The sequence below is a fragment of the Allobosea sp. GW821-FHT03A12 genome (assembly GCF_058986765.1).
This window is the reverse complement of sequence record NZ_JBYSVZ010000004.1, coordinates 272,368-289,515: the sequence shown is the minus strand read 5'-3', so window position 1 is coordinate 289,515 and position 17,148 is coordinate 272,368. Positions and strand designations below refer to the sequence as shown.

The window sequence follows — 17,148 nt, the reverse complement described above, 5'->3', positions numbered from 1 at the left end:
ACCAAGTCGACCCGGGATGACTTTGTTCACGACGCGCTGGAACGCCTCAGGCGTCCGCCTGCACCTTCAGCGAGACGATGGAGTCGGGATCGCGCACCGGCTCGCCGCGCTTGATGTTGTCGACGTTCTCCATGCCCTCAACGACCTGGCCCCAGACCGTGTACTGCTTGTCGAGGAAACGGGCGTCGTCGAAGACGATGAAGAACTGGCTGTTGGCCGAGTTCGGGTTCTGGGCGCGGGCCATCGAGCAGATGCCGCGGACATGCGGCTCGGCGTTGAACTCCTGGGCGAGGTCCGGATAGCTCGAACCGCCGGTGCCGGTGCCGTGCGGGCAGCCGACCTGCGCCATGAAGCCGTCGATGACGCGATGGAAGACGATGCCGTCATAGAAGCCCTCGCGCGCGAGCAGCTTGATGCGCTCGACATGCTTGGGGGCGAGGTCCGGCCGCAGCTTGATCACCACGCGGCCCTTGGTGGTCTCCATGACGAGGGTGTTCTCGGGATCGAGCGACATCAGACTGATCTTTCGTTGGTCGGCACGCGGCCGAAGAAGCGGATGATGATCGGGCGGCCTGCGATACTCCCTCCAAGCCCCGGCGACAACCTCATCGGCGTGCAATCGCGCACGGCGCGCATCAGGGAATCGGTGAAACGCTCACGCAGGCCCGGAGGTGCGCGCCGCATCTCCCAGGTGACGCGCGGCTGGCCGAAGAGCGTGCCGTCGCGGCGCAGGCTGAAGCGGACGCTGGCGGCCGCACTGTCTCCCGCTTGAAGCGCAGGCGGCTTCCAGCAGCGCCGCAGGGCCGGACCGATCTGGTCGAGCCGGTCGACGGTCTCTTCGCCGAGGCCGATCGTCTCGGGATTGACGGTACCGATGACGCCGCGATCAACGCCGGGCGTAGGTGACGGCACGACCGGGCGTCGCGCGCCCTCGCCAAAGGGTCCGCCGATGCCCGGCATGTAGCGCTGGCCTGATTGCGGCGGGAGCACCGGGTTCTGCGAGCCGGAGGGCGGCGGCAGAACGGGGTTCTGGAAGCCCGAAGCGGGCGGCAGGCCGAGATCGCGCGTGTCCTGAGCCAACGCCGGGCCGCTGGCGCAGGCCAGCAGCAGAAGCGTGAGCGCAGGAACGCGCGAGCAACGCATGGGGTTACTTTGCGTCCGCGAGCAGGCGCATGCGGACGATCTTGTCGGGGCCGCTGACCGAGCCGTTATTGGCGCTGCTGCCCTTCTTGATCTTGCGCACGGCGTCCATGCCGGAGACGACCTCGCCGAACAGGGTGTACTGGCCGGTCAGCGAGCCGCAGCCCTCGAAGCAGATGAAGAACTGCGAATTGGCCGAGTTCGGGCTCTGCGAGCGCGCCATGCCGACCGAGCCGACCTTGTAGGGCGTCGGGGTGAATTCGGCCGGGATGTTCGGCAGGTCGGAGCCGCCGGTGCCGTCGCCCTTCGGATCGCCGGTCTGGGCCATGAAGCCGTCGATGACGCGGTGGAAGACGATGCCGTCATAGAAGCCGCGTTTGGTCAGGGCCTTGATCTGCTCGACATGCTTCGGCGCGAGGTCCGGCCGCAGGCGGATGGTGACGCGTCCGTCCTTGGTGTCGAGCACCAGAGTGTTCTGCGGATCGAGATTGGCCGGTGCCGGCGCCTGGGCAAAAGCTTGGGACTGAGCCAGGCCGATCGAAGCGGAAAGCGCCAGGGCGGCGAGCGTGGTGCGAAGCATCGGAAACCTCTCCTGACCGCCGGAACGGCCCGGCGCATCTGAGGCTGCGAGGTAACGACATCCTATGACTGGAACAAGGCGCTGAATCGCGTGCGGAGCACAATGTTGCACCGCACAAGAACAAACTGGAATAATTTTGCAAAAAGTTCGGGCGCGAGCTGCCTAAACAGGTGACAACATTATTGCGATCGGCTAATCACTCTGGCGCTGGGCTCGCCCGACCGTTTTCCGGGCGCCGCGGACCAGGTCTCGGGAGGAACAAACAGCCGTTCAGTATATGAGTGCGCATACATAACGGCGCGCCGATACTGCGGTAAAAAACAGACTTCCAAAGGCAAGGCGAAAGCCTTGCCTTTTGTTTTGGTCTATACACTACGCTCCACTGAACATTGTTCAGGCATCGAGCTGGGTCCAAATATACCAGACAAGGCAGAAGACAACTGCGGCGATGACCGTCGTCGCCACTGCCTTCTTGGCAAGGCCGGGCAGGACGGGGGCGCCAGGATCAGTGCCCTTCTCGACCTCGCCGCTCTCGGCCTGGCTGCGGACGCCGAACGGCAGCGTCACGAACAGCACCGTCCACCAAATCACGAAATAGACTGCGAGCCCGCCACCGATCGTCATGACGGCCTGCCCTCGTCGGCCAGGGCAATGCAGGCGAACGCGACCTTGGCCTCCGTCGGCACGCCGAAACGCGCCGTGTGCCTTGCCGGCAAGCCATTGGGGAAATGCTTCACATATTCAGCATTGCAGGCGGCGTAATCGCTGGGATCGGTGATCAGCATCGTCATCTGCACGACGCGCTCGAGACTGCTGCCGGCCTCGGCCAGGATGGCGGCAACATGCGCCAGGGCCTGCCGCACCTGCTCGGCCGGCGTCTCGCCTCGCATGATCCCCTTGGCCGGATCATGCGGCGCCGACTGGCCGGAGACGAAGACCAGACCACCCGCTCGCGTCGCAAGGCTGAAGGGGCGCAATGAGCCAGCTTCCGGTTCGCCGAAGAAGGTGATCTGCGAGGTCATGCTCAGGCCTGCTCTAGCTCGACCAGCGTGCCGCAGAAATCCTTGGGATGGAGGAAGAGCACCGGCTTGCCATGGGCGCCGATGCGCGGCTCGCCCGAGCCCAATACCCGCGCGCCCTGCGCCTTCAGCCGGTCGCGCGCCGCGAGGATGTCGTCGACCTCGTAGCAGATGTGGTGGATGCCGCCATCGGCATTGCGCTCGAGGAACTTGGCGATCGGCGAGTCGGCGCCCATCGGCTCGAGCAGCTCGATCTTGGTGTTCGGCAACTCGACGAAGACCACGGTGACGCCATGCTCCGGCTGCGGCAGTGGCTGCGAGACGCGCGCGCCAAGCGTGTCACGATAGAGCGCCGTCGAAGCAGCGAGGTCCTTCACGGCGATGGCGACGTGGTTGAGGCGTCCGATCATGCAGAATCTCCGTTCAGGCGCGGCGTTCAGCGGGCGATATGCCCGATCCTACACCGTGATCACCAGCGCGTTCACCAGCGGCTTCTTGCCCCACTCCTCGTTGACGGCGGCGCGCACGCCGCGTTCGAGCGCGTTGCGCACGGCTTCCGGATCGCGACGCTTGCCCTTGGGCAAGCCCTCGATCAGGTCCTCGACCGCATCGGCGACGATGTCGTCGAAGGAGGTGCCGTCCTTGGCGACGAGCGGCAGGCCGACCAGGGCGATCTCGGGATCGCCGGCGAGCTCGCCCTTCTCGTCGAGCGCGACCGCGACCGAGATCACGCCGACGAAGGAGAGCCGGCGGCGCTCGGGGATGGTGCGGTCGAGCGCGCCGATCAGCAGTTCGCCGTCCTGATAGAGCCGGCCATGCTGGACCTCGGTGAGCTTGCGGGCGCCATCCTCGCCGATCGCGACGACATCGCCATTGCCAGCGCGCAGCACATGCTTGACGCCGACTCCGCGGGCGAAGGCGGCGTGCTCGGTCAGGTGCAGGTCCTCGCCATGGGCGGGGATCGCGATCTGCGGCTTCAGCCAGCCATAGAGCCGGGCCAGCTCCTCGCGCCGGGGGTGGCCGGAAACGTGCACGAGGTGGGTACGGTCGGTGATGATCTCGATGCCGTCACGGGCCAGCCGGTTGAGGATGGTGCCGACCGCCTTCTCGTTGCCGGGAATGGTGCGCGAGGAGAAGATCACCCGGTCGCCCGCTGCGAGCGCGATCTCGGGATGATCGTCGGCGGCGATGCGCGAAAGCGCGGCCCGCGGCTCGCCCTGGCTGCCGGTCAGCAGCGCAACGACTTTGTCGCGCGGCAGATAGCCATAGGTGTCGACCGAGCGGAAGGCCGGGATGCCGTCGAGATAACCGCATTCGCGGGCGACATCGATAACCCGGTCCATGGCGCGGCCGACGACGACGACCTCGCGCTGATCGGCCATCGCCGCTTCCGCCACAGCCCGCAGGCGTGCGACGTTCGAGGCGAAGGTGGTGACGGCGACGCGGTTCGGCGCGGAGGCGACCAGCTCCTTGAGCTTGGCGGCGACATCGGCCTCGCTTGGGCTGATGCCGTCGCGCAGGACGTTGGTGGAGTCGCAGACCAGCGCCAGCACGCCCTCCTCGCCGAGCTCGCGCAGGCGCTTCTCGTCGGTCGGCAGGCCGACGCGCGGCGTCGGATCGATCTTCCAGTCGCCGGTGTGGACGACGAGGCCGGCCGGGGTGCGGATCGCGAGCGCGTTCGATTCCGGGATCGAGTGCGCGACGGGCACGAATTCGATGTCGAACGGGCCGAGCGTGAAGCGCCCGCCCTGGGCGACGATGTTCATCTCGACCTTGGGCGCGCCCGGCTCGGAGAGGCGGCGCGTCGCCAGCAGGCCGGCGGCGAAGCGCGTGCACCAGACCGGCACGCGCAGCGAGGGCCAGAGCGCGGCGAGCGCGCCGATATGGTCCTCATGGGCGTGGGTGATGATGATGCCGAGCAGGTTGGCCCTGTCCTCGATGATGTAGCTGAGGTCCGGCAGGACGATGTCGACGCCCGGCACCTCAGGCCCGGCGAAGGAGAGCCCGCAATCGACCAGGATCCATTTGCGCTTCTTCTCCGGCCCGAAGCCGTAGAGAGCGGCGTTCATGCCGATCTCGCCGAGGCCACCGAGCGGAACGAAGACGAGCTGGTCGCTGGAACGGGTCACTGGCTATCCTGACACAAGGCACGGGCTACGGAATTCGGCCATCGAACGGGCCGCAATGGCACGGCCAAGGCCGCTTGTCCGGAATGACGGGCCGGATGTCCGTCGAAACGGAAACCGCTCTAGCATGCCCTCGACCCTGCCTCCATAGCGGCAGGAGCGTTCATCAGCCTTGGTCCTGAGAGGCGGGCTTGGCAGCGCCGAAATAGAGATCGCCGGCATCGATCAGCCGCCGACCGCCTGCGGTTTCAAGCTCCAACCGCCCGGAGGCGTCGAGGCCAAGGAAGCGGCCGGAGACAGGGCCTTCCGGCAAGCGCATGGTGATGGTCTCGCCGAGATAGGCGGCGCGTTCCAGCCAGGCGGAGCGGGTCGGGCCGAAACCGCCTGGCAGCGACCAGGCCGAAAAGCGTCGGTGCCAGGCATCCGACAAGGCCGCCAGCAAGCGCTCGACATTCGCCTCGGCCGCATGTGCGGCGAGGTGTGTCGCGGGATAGGGCGTCCCCTCCGGCGAGGAGGCGATATTGACGCCGAAGCCGATGACGACGTTGAAGTGCCCTGCCCGGTTCTCGCCTTCGAGCAGCAGGCCCGAGGTCTTGGCCCCACCGATCAGCAGGTCGTTCGGCCATTTCAGGGCGAGCGTCGGCGCGGACAGTCCGGTCACGGCCGCCGCAGCATCGTGGAGGGCAAGGCCTGCGACAAAGCCGAGCTGCGGCGCCAGCGCCGGCTCGCAGGGCGCGACCAGCAGCAAGCTGGCGTAGAGATTGCCGGGCGGCGAGCCCCAATGCCGGCCATGCCGGCCGCGGCCGGCATTCTGGCTTTTCGCGACGATCCAGAGCCGGCCCGGATCGCCCTCGCCCAGCGCACGCCGCGCCTCCTCCATGGTGGAGGCGACCTCGTCGCGGACGATCAGGCGATAACCGGCGGTGCGTGCGGATTCGCTCAGCATGCCGCTCTCACAAGCCGTCATGCTCGGGCTTGACCCGAGCATCTCTGAATCCAGCTACTCGTCCAGAGATTCTCGGGTCTGCGCGTCGCTTCGCCCGAGAATGACGACGGAGCATCAGAACAGCGACTTCGCCGCCGCGGCAGCAGAGTCGAACAGCGGCGCCGGCAGGAGGGACAGCACCAGCACGAACAGCGCCGAGATCAGCAACACACCGCGCACACCGGCATCGCCCTTGTCGAAGGCCGGCTTGGCGTCGTCGAAATAGATCACCTTGACGAGGCGCAGATAGTAATAGGCGCCGACGACGCTGGTGACGACGCCGACGACGGCGAGGACGTAGAGCTTGGCCTCGATCGCGGCGAGGAAGACGTACCACTTCGCCCAAAAGCCGGCGAGCGGCGGGATGCCGGCGAGCGAGAACATCATCATCGACATCGCAAAAGCCATCCAGCCATTGGTGCGGGACAGGCCGGCGAGCTCGCCGATCTCCTCGACCGGCTTGCCATTGCGGTTCATCATCAGCACGCAGGCGAAGGCCGCGAGCGTGGTGGCGAGATAGATCGCCATATAGGTCATCACGCCCTGGACACCGGCCGGGGTGCCGGCGGCGAGGCCGACCAGCGCATAGCCCATGTTCGCGATCGAGGAATAGGCGAGCAGTCGCTTGATGTTGGTCTGGCCGATCGCGGCGAAGGCGCCGAGCGCCATCGAGGCGATCGCCATGAAGACGATGATCTGCTGCCAGTCATGCAGCGCGCCCGGGAAAGCGCCGACGAAGATGCGCACGGTCATCGCCATCGCCGCCATCTTCGGCGCCGAGGCGAAGAAGGCCGCGACCGGTGTCGGGGCGCCCTCATAGACGTCCGGCGTCCACATATGGAACGGCACGGCCGAGATCTTGAAGGCGACGCCGGCGGCGACGAAGACGAGGCCGATGATCAGGCCGATGCCGGGATGGCCGCCCTTCACCGCCTCGGCGATGCCGGCATAGCTCACCGTGCCGGTGAAGCCGTAGACCATCGACGAGCCGTAGAGCAGCATGCCCGAGGAGAGCGCGCCGAGGACGAAGTACTTCAGGCCGGCCTCGGTCGAGCGCGGATTGTCGCGATCGAAGGCAGCGACGACGTAAAGCGCGAGCGACTGCAGCTCCAGGCCGACATAGAGCCCGATCAGGTCGCTGGCCGAGATCATCATCATCATGCCGATGGTGGCGAGGACGACGAGGATCGGGAACTCGAAGCGCATGGCGCCATCGCGGCGCAGGAAATCGGCCGAGAGCACGATCGCTGCCGCGGCGCCGATCAGCGTCAGCACCTTCATGAAGCGGCCGAAGCCGTCGGCGATGAAGGCGCCGTTGAAGGTGACGACCTTGCCTTCGCCGCGCAGGACGAGCACCAGCGCAAGCGCAAAAAGCGCGAGCGCCGCGATCTCGAGCGTGCGCGTCGCGCGCTCGCCCTGGATCGCGCCGTAGAGCACCATGGCGATGGCGCCCAGCGCCATGACGATTTCCGGGAGCGCCGGACCGAAAGCGGGCAAGGTGGTCATCGGAGCAGCCTTACTGGACTGCCAGCATCGCCGTCTTAGCGGCGGTGATGGCGGCCTGATAGTTCTTGATGAGGGCTTCGGTCGGCGCCGCGAAGGCGTCGAGGATCGTGCCGGGCGCGATGCCGTACCAGATCGTCAGCAGGACGAGCGGGACGAAGATCGCGATCTCGCGGGCGTTGAGGTCGGTGATGTCCTTGAGCTCCGGCTTCACTAGTTCGCCGAAGACGACGCGGCGATAGAGCCAGAGCGCATAGCCCGCCGACAGGATCACGCCGGTGGTCGCCAGGAACGCCACCCAGGGATTGGCCTTGAAGGCGCCCATCAGCGTCAAGAACTCACCGACGAAGCCCGCGGTGCCCGGCAGGCCGACATTGGCCATGGTGAAGATCATGAACACCACCGCATAGAGCGGCATGCGGTTGACCAGCCCGCCATAGGCGGCGATCTCGCGGGTGTGCATGCGGTCGTAGATCACGCCGACGCAGAGGAAGAGCGCGCCCGAGACCAGACCGTGGCTGACCATCTGGAACATCGCGCCCTGGATGCCCTGCGGGGTCAAGGTGAACAGGCCCATGGTGACGAAGCCCATATGCGCCACCGAGGAGTAGGCGATCAGCTTCTTGATGTCCTCCTGCATCAGCGCCACCAGCGAGGTGTAGATGATGGCGATGACGGAGAGCGCGAAGACCAGCGGCGCGAACATCTCCGAGGCGTCCGGGAACATCGGGATCGAGAAGCGGATGAAGCCGTAGCCACCCATCTTCAGCAGGATCGCCGCCAGGATGACCGAACCCGCTGTCGGCGCCTCGACGTGCGCGTCAGGCAGCCAGGTGTGGACCGGCCACATCGGCATCTTCACCGCGAAGGAGGCGAAGAAGGCGAGCCAGAGCCAGGGCTGCATCTGGACCGGGAACTTGTGCGCCAGCAGCGTCGGGATGTCGGTGGTGCCGGCGTTCCAGTACATCGCCATGATGGCGAGCAGCATCAGCACCGAGCCGAGCAGCGTGTAGAGGAAGAACTTGTACGAGGCGTAGACCCGGCGCTTGCCGCCCCAGATCCCGATGATCAGGAACATCGGGATCAGGCCGGCTTCGAACAGCAGGTAGAACAGCACGAGGTCGAGCGCCACGAAGACGCCGATCATCAGCGTCTCGAGGATCAGGAACGCGACCATATATTCGCGCACGCGCTTCTCGACCGAGGTCCAGGACGCCAGGATGCAGAACGGCATCAGGAAGGCGGTCAGGACCACGAAGGGGAACGAGAAGCCATCGACGCCGAGCTTGAACTTGATGATGTCCGAGACCCAGGCATGGGTCTCGACCATCTGGAAGCCGGGATTGGCCGAGTCGAAGCGGCCCCAGGCGACCAGCGCCAGGATGAAGGTCGCGACCGTCGCGATCAGCGCCGCCCAGCGGGCGTTCGAGTTGACCGAGGCCTCGTCGCCGCGCTGCGCCAGGATGAAGGCGGCGCCGACCAGCGGCAGGACAAGGAGACCGGTGAGGATACCGAAGCCGAACATCATCTCACCCGCGGGCCATGAGGTACCAGGTCACCAGCCCGGCGACGCCGATCAGCATGGCGAAGGCATAGTGGTAGACATAGCCGGTCTGCAGCCGCACGACCCGGTTGGTCACGTCGACGACACGGGCCGAGACCCCATCCGGGCCGAGGCCGTCGATGACGGCGCCGTCGCCCTTCTTCCAGAGGAAGCGGCCAAGCCACATCGCCGGACGCACGAACAGGAAGTCGTAGATCTCGTCGAAATACCACTTGTTGAGCAGGAACTTGTAGAGCACCGGGTTGGCGGCGGCGAGCTTGCCGGGCACGTCCTTGCGCAGCACGTACATGTAGAACGCCAGCAGGAAGCCGATCAGCATCGCGACGAAGGGCGACCAGACCACCCATTTCGGCACTTCGTGCATGGCATGGAGGATGTGGTTGTCCTTGCCGGTGAACAGCGCCGTCTTCCAGAAGTGCTCGTAATCGTGGCCGATGAACGCCTCCTTGAAGACGTAGCCGGCGAAGAGCGCGCCGAGCGACAGCACGGCGAGCGGGATCAGCATGACGAGCGGGCTCTCATGCGGCGTATGGTCGTGACCATGGCCGTGATCGTGGTGAGCATGCGCTGCGTGGGCGTGATCATCGTGCCCATGGCCATGCGCGTGGTCGTCGTGGCCGTGCGCATCATGGCCATGGCCGCCCCAGCGCGGCGCGCCCTCGAAGGTCATGAAATAGAGCCGCCAGGAGTAGAACGAGGTCATCAGCGCGGCGACGACCAGCAGCACGAAGGCATAGGAGCTGGCGAAGCCGCCATGCGCCACCGAGGCATAGGCGCTCTCGATGATCGCGTCCTTCGAGAAGTAGCCGGCGGTCAACGGGAAGCCGGTCAGCGCGATATTGCCGATGCCCATCGCCAGCGCCGTCAGCGGAATGTACTTCCGCAGGCCGCCCATGTTCCGCATGTCCTGCTCATGGTGCATCGCGTGGATGACCGAGCCGGCGCCAAGGAACAGCAGCGCCTTGAAGAAGGCGTGGGTGAACAGGTGGAAGATGCCGGCCGAATAGGCGCCGACGCCCATCGCCACGAACATGTAGCCGAGCTGCGAGCAGGTCGAATAGGCGATGACGCGCTTGATGTCGTTCTGCACCAGGCCGACGGTCGCGGCGAAGAAAGCGGTGGTGGCGCCGATGACGACGACGACGGTCAGCGCGACCGGTGCGTATTCGAAGATCGGCGACAGGCGGGCGACCATGAAGACGCCGGCGGTGACCATGGTCGCGGCATGGATCAGGGCCGAGACCGGGGTCGGACCTTCCATCGCGTCCGGCAGCCAGGTGTGCAGCATGAACTGCGCCGACTTGCCCATGGCGCCCATGAACAGCAGCAGGCAGGTCAGCGTCAGCGCGTTCCAGTCATAGCCGAGGAAACGGAAGCTGCGCTCCGTCAGTCCGGCGATCTGCGGGAAAATGCTGTCGAAGGCGACCGATCCGGTCAGCACGAAGACCAGGAAGATGCCGAGCAGGAAGCCGAAATCGCCGACGCGGTTGACAACGAACGCCTTGATCGCCGCGGCGTTGGCCGAGGGCTTCTGGTACCAGAAGCCGATCAGGAGATAGGAGGCGAGGCCGACGCCTTCCCAGCCGAAGAACATCTGCACGAGGTTGTCGGCCGTCACCAGCATCAGCATGGCGAAGGTGAACAGCGACAGGTAGCCGAAGAAGCGCGGCCGTGACGGGTCCTCGTGCATATACCCGATCGAATAGAGGTGTACGAGCGAGGAGACGGTGTTGACCACGACCAGCATGACCGCAGTCAGCGTGTCGATCCGGAAGGCCCAGTCGACGCGCAGATCGGCCGAGGCCAGCCAGGTCGCGACCTGGACGCGGGTAGTGCCGTGCCCGAAGCCGACCTGGACGAAGGCGACCCAGGACAAGGCCGCCGAGATCAGCAGCAGCGTGGTGGTGACGATCTCCGAGGCGCGCGCGCCGATCAGCCGGCCGAAGAGGCCGGCGATCAGGAAGCCGATCAGGGGGAGGAAGACGATCGCTTGATACATGGCAGGTTACGGGCGCGTTGCCGCGCTCAGCCTTTCATCATGTTGATGTCTTCCACCGCGATCGTGCCGCGGTTGCGGAAGTAGACGACGAGAATGGCGAGCCCGATCGCGGCCTCGGCGGCGGCGACGGTCAGCACCAGCATGGCGAAGACCTGGCCGACGATGTCGTTCAGGAAGCTCGAGAAGGCGACGAAGTTGAGGTTGACCGAGAGCAGGATCAGCTCGATCGACATCAGGATGACGATGACGTTCTTGCGGTTGATGAAGATGCCGAGCACGCCGAGTGTGAACAGGATCGCGGCGACCGCCAGATAAGAGCCAAGCCCGACCATCACGCCATCTCCTCGGGAACGCCGGCGCGCGAGGGCACCTTCTTCACATCCATCGCCGCTTCCTTGGTGCGGGCGTTCTGCGTCGGGATATCCTGGCGCTTGATGCCCTTGCGGTCGCGCAGCGTCAGCACGATCGCGCCGATCATCGCGACCAGCAGCACGAGGCCGGCCGCCTGGAAGTAGTAGATGTACTTCGTGTAGAGCACCTGGCCGAGCGCGGCGGTGTTGGTGACGTTGGCGGGGATTGCCGCAACGGGGGCGCGCACGATCTGCGGGTCGATGACCCAGGCGCCGACGACCAGCAGCAACTCGACCGCGAAGATCAGGCCGATCAGGCCACCGATCGGCAGGTATTGCAGGAAGCCCTGGCGCAGCTCGGCGAAATCGACGTCGAGCATCATCACCACGAAGAGGAAGAGCACCGCGACCGCGCCGACATAGACGACGACCAGCAGCATCGCCAGGAACTCGGCCCCGAGCAGCAGGAACAGGCCCGCCGCGTTGACGAAGGCGAGGATCAGGAACAACACCGAATGCACCGGGTTGCGCGCCGAAATCACCATCAGCGCCGAGGCGATGGTGATGCCTGAGAAGAGATAGAAGAAAGCCGCTGCGGCATTCATCTTCGCCAGCCTTTCCGCCCTTGCGGGCGGCCCTCGTTTCATCAAGCGGCGGGCCCGAGTCCCGCCGCAGTTTGGAGCGTCTATAGTCAGGCCCGCCGGACGCGACAACCGCGCGACGAACCCCAGTCCTCAGCGATACGGCGCATCCATCGCGATGTTGCGCGCGATCTCGCGTTCCCAGCGGGCGCCGTTATCGAGCAGCTTGTCCTTGTCGTAGAACAGCTCCTCGCGCGTCTCGGTGGCGAACTCGAAATTCGGCCCCTCGACGATGGCATCGACCGGGCAGGCCTCCTGGCAGAAGCCGCAATAGATGCACTTGGTCATGTCGATGTCGTAGCGCGTCGTGCGGCGGGTGCCGTCATTGCGGCGCGGGCCAGCCTCGATCGTGATCGCCTGCGCCGGGCAGATCGCCTCGCAGAGCTTGCAGGCGATGCAGCGTTCCTCGCCGTTGGGATAGCGGCGCAGTGCATGTTCTCCCCGGAAGCGCGGCGAAAGCACGCCCTTCTCGAAGGGATAGTTCAGCGTCGCCTTCGGCTTGAAGAAGTAACGCATCGACAAGGCGAACGCGCCGACGAACTCCTTGAGGAGCAGTCCCTTGGCGGCTTGCGCGAGTGACATCCGTTTCGTCCTTCTCTCAATCCATCAACTGAACAGCCAAAGCCCGAAGAGCGGCGTAACGACAATCAAAAGAACAAACGTGATCGCCCGAAACAGGCCGATCCGTCGCTCGAATTCATCCCGTTCCGCCCGCGTCTTGGACGTGTCCGTCCGACGAAGAGCCTTCGTCACGACAGTCGTGACTACCTTGTATTCAATCCAACCGACGACCAGAGCAATCGCAGCAACGATCAAGCCGGTCGAACTCACCATCAGGGCGCCGGGCCCCAACCGGTAATCTGCAGCACCGCAGCCACGATCACGACGCAGGCGAGCGACAGCGGCAGAAAGACCTTCCAGCCCAGCCGCATCAGCTGGTCATAGCGGTAGCGCGGCACGAAGGCCTTCACCATGGCGAACATGAAGAAGACCAGCATGACCTTCAGCACGAACCAGACCACGCCCGGCAGCCAGGTGAAGGGCGCGATCGGGAACGGCGGCAGCCAGCCCCCGAGGAACAGGATCGTGGTCAGCGAGCACATGGTCATGATCGCCACGTATTCGCCGAGCATGAACAGCAGATACGGGGTCGAGGAGTACTCGACCATGAAGCCCGCGACGAGCTCCGATTCCGCCTCGGCCAGGTCGAAGGGCGGCCGGTTCGTCTCGGCCAGCGCCGAGACGAAGAAGACGATGAACATCGGGAAGAGCGGCAGCCAGTACCAGCCGAACAGGCCGGCTTTGGTGTTCTGCGCCTCGACGATCGCCGAGAGGTTGAGCGAGCCGACGCAGAGCAGCACGGTGACGATCACGAAGCCGATCGAGACCTCGTAGGACACCATCTGCGCCGCCGAGCGCAGCGCGCTGAGGAACGGGTACTTCGAGTTCGAAGCCCAGCCGCCCATGATGATGCCGTAGACGCCGAGCGAGGAGATCGCGAAGATGTAGAGCACGCCGACATTGATGTCGGCGATCGCCCAGCCTTCCGCCACCGGGATCACCGCCCAGGCCGCCAGCGCCAGCAGGCAGGTGACCAGCGGCGCCAGCAGGAACACGCCCTTGTTGGAGCCCGACGGGATGATCGGCTCCTTGAAGACGAACTTCAAAAGGTCAGCGAAGCTCTGAAGCAGGCCGAAGGGGCCGACCACGTTCGGGCCGCGGCGCAGCTGCACCGCCGCCCAGACCTTGCGGTCGGCCAGCAGCATGAAGGCGATGAAGACCAGCAGTGCCACCAGGAGCAGCAGGCTCTTGCCGGCGATGATCGCGAGATCGAGGACGAGGTCCCAGTTCATCGAGGCTTACTCCGCCGCCTGGCGCATGCGGCCGGAGGCCAGCGCCGAGCATTCCGCCATCACCGCCGAAGCGCGGGCGATGGGGTTCGTGGTGTAGAAATCGGCAACCGCCGGAACGAAGCCTGCCTTGTCGGTCGCGCCGCCCTGCCCCGCCAGCTTCACCAGCCCGGCGCGATCGCTCTCAGCGACCGTGTCGACCGCGGCGAAATGCGGATGGGCGGCATAGAGTTCGCGGCGCAGCGCCGATAGCGAGTCGAAGGGCAGCGGCTTGCCGAGCGAGGCGGAAAGTGCCCGCAGGATCGCCCAGTCCTCCTTGGCATCGCCCGGCGGGAAGGTGGCGCGCGCCGCCATCTGCACGCGGCCCTCGGTGTTGACGAAGGTGCCGGACTTCTCGGTATAGGCCGCGCCCGGCAGGATCACGTCGGCGCGGTGAGCGCCCTTGTCGCCATGGCTGCCCTGGTAGATCACGAAAGCACCGGCCGGCACCTCGATCTCGTCGGCGCCGAGCAGGAAGAGCACGTCGAGCGCGCCCTCCCTGGTCATGCGGGCGACGTCGTGACCGCCCTCGCCCGGCACGAAGCCGAGATCGAGGCCACCGACGCGGGCCGCCGCGGTGTGCAGCACGCCGAAGCCGTTCCAGCCGTCCTTGACCGCGCCGAGAACCTCGGCCGCCTTGGCCGCGAGCGAGAGCACGGCGGCGCCGTCGCTGCGGGTGAGAGCGCCCTGCCCGACCAGCACCATCGGCCGCTCGCCGGCGGCACCGGCGCGCTTGACCAGATCGGCCAGCGTCTCGGCGCCGGCGCCGAGATAATCATAGGCATAGGTCAGGTCGACCTTCTCGCCGATCAGCGAGACCTTGAAGTCGCCGCGCAGCCAGCGCTTGCGGATGCGGGCGTTGACGATCGGCGCCTCGCGACGCGGGTTCGAGCCGATGATCAGCAGCGAGGTCGCATCCTCGATACCGGCGATGCCGGTGTTTAGGACGTAGCTGGCGCGGCCGAAGGCCGGATCGAGCTTCGCGCCGTCCTGACGGCAGTCGAGATTGGTCGAGCCGAGGCCGGAGATCAGCGCCTTCAGCGCATACATCTCCTCGACCGCGGCGAGATCGCCGGCGATCGCGCCGATGCGCTCCGGCTTGGCGGCCTTGAGCTTGGAGGCGACCAGCGCGAGCGCCTCGGTCCAGCTCGCGGGGCGCAGCGCACCGTTCTCGCGAATGTAAGGACGGTCGAGCCGCTGGGTCCGGAGGCCGTCGGCGATGTGGCGGGTCTTGTCGGAGATCCACTCCTCGTTCACCGCCTCGTTGATGCGCGGCAGCACGCGCATCACCTCACGGCCACGCGAGTCGACGCGGATCGCCGAGCCGACCGCGTCCATCACGTCGATGGATTCGGTCTTGGTCAGCTCCCAGGGCCGGGCCTTGTTCTGGTAGGGCTTGGAGGTCAGGGCGCCGACCGGGCAGAGGTCGACGACATTGCCCTGCAGCTCCGAGCTCATCGCGTGCTCGAGGTAGGTGGTGATCTCCATGTCCTCGCCGCGGCCGATCGCGCCGAGGTCGGAGGCGCCGGCGACCTCGGTGGTGAAGCGGACGCAGCGCGTGCACTGGATGCAGCGCGTCATCGAGGTCTTGACCAGCGGGCCGATATACTTGTCCTCGACGGCGCGCTTGTTCTCGGCATAGCGCGAGGTGTCGACGCCGTAGGCCATGGCCTGGTCCTGCAGGTCGCACTCGCCGCCCTGGTCGCAGATCGGGCAGTCGAGCGGATGGTTGATGAGCAGGAACTCCATCACCCCTTCGCGCGCCTTCTTGACCATGGGCGACTTGGTCGAGACGACCGGCGGCTCGCCGTTCGGACCGGGGCGCAGATCGCGCACGCCGATGGCACAGGAGGCCTGGGGCTTCGGCGGGCCGCCCTTCACCTCGACCAGGCACATGCGGCAATTGCCGGCGATCGAGAGCCGCTCGTGGAAGCAGAAGCGCGGCACCTCGGCGCCAGCCGCCTCGCAGGCCTGGAGCACGGTGTACTCTGGCGGGACGTCGACCTCGATGCCGTCGATCAGAAGCTTGGTCATGGTCTCACTCCGCCGCCATGAGCCTGACCGGCTCGCCATGCGGGTTGGCGGCATAGTCGTCGATGCGCTGCTCGATCTCGTGACGGAAATGGTTGATCAGGCCCTGGATCGGCCAGGCGGCAGCATCGCCCAGCGCGCAGATGGTGTGGCCCTCGATCTGCTTGGAAACGTCGAGCAGCATGTCGATCTCGCGCTTCTGGGCACGGCCCTCGGCCATGCGGTTGACGACGCGCCACATCCAGCCGGTGCCCTCGCGGCAGGGCGTGCACTGGCCACAGCTCTCATGCTTGTAGAAATAGCTGATGCGGGCGATGGCGCGGATGATGTCGGTGGACTTGTCCATCACGATCACCGCCGCCGTGCCGAGGCCCGACTTCAGCTTGGAGAGCGAGTCGAAATCCATCGGCGTATCGATGATCTGCTCGGCCGGCACCATGCGCACCGACGAGCCGCCGGGGATGACCGCCTTGAGATTGTCCCAGCCGCCGCGGATGCCGCCGCAATGGCGGTCGATCAGCTCGCGGAAGGTCAGCCCCATCGCCTCTTCGACGTTGCAGGGCTTGTTCACATGGCCGGAGACGCAGAACAGCTTGGTGCCGACATTGTTCGGCGTGCCGATCGAGGAGAACCAGCTGGCGCCGCGGCGCAGGATGGTCGGCGCGACCGCGATCGACTCGACGTTGTTGACGGTGGTCGGGCAGCCATAGAGGCCGACATTGGCCGGGAAAGGCGGCTTCAGCCGCGGCATGCCCTTCTTGCCCTCGAGGCTCTCCAGCAGCGCCGTCTCTTCGCCGCAGATATAGGCGCCGGCGCCGTGATGCACGTAGAGATCAAAGGGATAGCCGTGCTTGTTGTTCTTGCCGATGAGGTTCGCCTCATAGGCCTCGTCGACGGCGCGCTGCAGCGCCTCGCGTTCGCGGACGTATTCGCCGCGGATGTAGATGTAGGCCGCATGCGCGCCCATGGCGAAGGAGGCGATCAGGCAGCCCTCGACCAGCGTATGCGGGTCGTTGCGCATGATCTCGCGATCCTTGCAGGTGCCCGGCTCCGACTCGTCGGCGTTGACGACGAGATAGTGCGGGCGCCCGTCGCTCTGCTTGGGCATGAACGACCACTTCAGGCCGGTCGGGAAGCCGGCGCCGCCGCGCCCGCGCAGGCCCGACTTCTTCATCTCGTCGATGATCCAGTCGCGGCCCTGCTCGAGCAGGAACTTGGTGCCGTCCCAGGCGCCGCGTTGCATGGCGCCCTTCAGCGACAGGTCGTGAAGCCCGTAGAGATTGGTGAAGATGCGGTCGCGATCAGCAAGCATCGTTGTTCG

The 17,148-nt window shown here is 66.0% G+C and carries 18 protein-coding genes; all 18 read right to left on the bottom strand.

Going from position 1 to position 17,148, the window contains the following annotated elements; genetic code table 11:
* Positions 1–46: 46 nt before the first annotated feature.
* Positions 47–514, bottom strand: coding sequence for a peptidylprolyl isomerase (locus AC3WLC_RS15630; RefSeq protein WP_493684843.1), 468 nt, complete (start codon positions 512–514; stop codon positions 47–49).
* Positions 514–1,143 carry a UCP034077 family protein gene (locus AC3WLC_RS15625; protein ID WP_493684842.1) on the bottom strand — a complete coding sequence of 210 codons (630 nt, stop codon included), beginning with the start codon at positions 1,141–1,143 and terminating at the stop codon, positions 514–516. The genes AC3WLC_RS15630 and AC3WLC_RS15625 overlap by 1 nt, the downstream gene beginning before the upstream one ends.
* Before the next feature lie 4 nt (positions 1,144–1,147).
* Positions 1,148–1,720 carry a peptidylprolyl isomerase gene (locus AC3WLC_RS15620; RefSeq protein WP_493684841.1) on the bottom strand — a complete coding sequence of 191 codons (573 nt, stop codon included), beginning with the start codon at positions 1,718–1,720 and terminating at the stop codon, positions 1,148–1,150.
* A 393-nt stretch (positions 1,721–2,113) separates the two neighbouring features.
* Positions 2,114–2,344 (bottom strand): DUF1467 family protein, encoded by a 231-nt coding sequence (locus AC3WLC_RS15615; RefSeq protein ID WP_493684840.1) that lies wholly within the window; start codon positions 2,342–2,344, stop codon positions 2,114–2,116.
* The gene (locus tag AC3WLC_RS15610) at positions 2,341–2,742 is read right to left on the bottom strand and encodes a RidA family protein (RefSeq protein ID WP_493684839.1); all 402 of its coding nucleotides are present in this window, start codon (positions 2,740–2,742) and stop codon (positions 2,341–2,343) included. The genes AC3WLC_RS15615 and AC3WLC_RS15610 overlap by 4 nt, the downstream gene beginning before the upstream one ends.
* A 2-nt stretch (positions 2,743–2,744) precedes the next feature.
* A complete protein-coding gene (gene mce / locus AC3WLC_RS15605) occupies positions 2,745–3,149 on the bottom strand; it encodes a methylmalonyl-CoA epimerase (RefSeq protein ID WP_092154233.1) in 405 nt (134 codons plus the stop codon).
* A gap of 48 nt (positions 3,150–3,197) precedes the next feature.
* Positions 3,198–4,868, bottom strand: a complete 1,671-nt coding sequence (locus tag AC3WLC_RS15600) for a ribonuclease J (protein ID WP_493684838.1) — start codon at positions 4,866–4,868, stop codon at positions 3,198–3,200.
* A gap of 163 nt (positions 4,869–5,031) precedes the next feature.
* Positions 5,032–5,811, bottom strand: coding sequence for a biotin--[acetyl-CoA-carboxylase] ligase (locus AC3WLC_RS15595; protein WP_493684837.1), 780 nt, complete (start codon positions 5,809–5,811; stop codon positions 5,032–5,034).
* Positions 5,812–5,925: 114 nt separating this feature from the next.
* Positions 5,926–7,356 carry an NADH-quinone oxidoreductase subunit NuoN gene (gene nuoN / locus AC3WLC_RS15590; protein ID WP_493684836.1) on the bottom strand — a complete coding sequence of 477 codons (1,431 nt, stop codon included), beginning with the start codon at positions 7,354–7,356 and terminating at the stop codon, positions 5,926–5,928.
* Positions 7,357–7,366: 10 nt separating this feature from the next.
* Positions 7,367–8,878 carry an NADH-quinone oxidoreductase subunit M gene (locus tag AC3WLC_RS15585; RefSeq protein ID WP_493684835.1) on the bottom strand — a complete coding sequence of 504 codons (1,512 nt, stop codon included), beginning with the start codon at positions 8,876–8,878 and terminating at the stop codon, positions 7,367–7,369.
* A 4-nt stretch (positions 8,879–8,882) separates the two neighbouring features.
* Positions 8,883–10,916: an NADH-quinone oxidoreductase subunit L gene (gene nuoL / locus AC3WLC_RS15580; RefSeq protein ID WP_493684834.1), complete on the bottom strand. Its 2,034-nt coding sequence runs from the start codon at positions 10,914–10,916 to the stop codon at positions 8,883–8,885.
* Between the two features lie 26 nt (positions 10,917–10,942).
* Complete coding sequence (nuoK, locus tag AC3WLC_RS15575; RefSeq protein WP_091829440.1) at positions 10,943–11,251, bottom strand: NADH-quinone oxidoreductase subunit NuoK; 309 nt, start codon at positions 11,249–11,251, stop codon at positions 10,943–10,945.
* Entirely contained in the window at positions 11,248–11,871 is a 624-nt protein-coding gene (locus AC3WLC_RS15570) for an NADH-quinone oxidoreductase subunit J (protein WP_493684833.1), read from the bottom strand. The genes nuoK and AC3WLC_RS15570 overlap by 4 nt, the downstream gene beginning before the upstream one ends.
* A 129-nt stretch (positions 11,872–12,000) precedes the next feature.
* Positions 12,001–12,489, bottom strand: a complete 489-nt coding sequence (gene nuoI, locus AC3WLC_RS15565) for an NADH-quinone oxidoreductase subunit NuoI (protein WP_057192642.1) — start codon at positions 12,487–12,489, stop codon at positions 12,001–12,003.
* Positions 12,490–12,513: 24 nt separating this feature from the next.
* Positions 12,514–12,741 carry a mechanosensitive ion channel family protein gene (locus AC3WLC_RS15560; protein ID WP_493684832.1) on the bottom strand — a complete coding sequence of 76 codons (228 nt, stop codon included), beginning with the start codon at positions 12,739–12,741 and terminating at the stop codon, positions 12,514–12,516.
* Positions 12,741–13,760 carry an NADH-quinone oxidoreductase subunit NuoH gene (gene nuoH / locus AC3WLC_RS15555; RefSeq protein ID WP_291671758.1) on the bottom strand — a complete coding sequence of 340 codons (1,020 nt, stop codon included), beginning with the start codon at positions 13,758–13,760 and terminating at the stop codon, positions 12,741–12,743. Before nuoH ends, AC3WLC_RS15560 begins: the two co-directional genes overlap by 1 nt.
* A gap of 6 nt (positions 13,761–13,766) precedes the next feature.
* Complete coding sequence (nuoG, locus tag AC3WLC_RS15550) at positions 13,767–15,830, bottom strand: NADH-quinone oxidoreductase subunit NuoG (protein WP_493684831.1); 2,064 nt, start codon at positions 15,828–15,830, stop codon at positions 13,767–13,769.
* Positions 15,831–15,834: 4 nt separating this feature from the next.
* Positions 15,835–17,139 carry an NADH-quinone oxidoreductase subunit NuoF gene (gene nuoF / locus AC3WLC_RS15545; protein WP_092154251.1) on the bottom strand — a complete coding sequence of 435 codons (1,305 nt, stop codon included), beginning with the start codon at positions 17,137–17,139 and terminating at the stop codon, positions 15,835–15,837.
* Positions 17,140–17,148 lie beyond the last annotated feature (9 nt).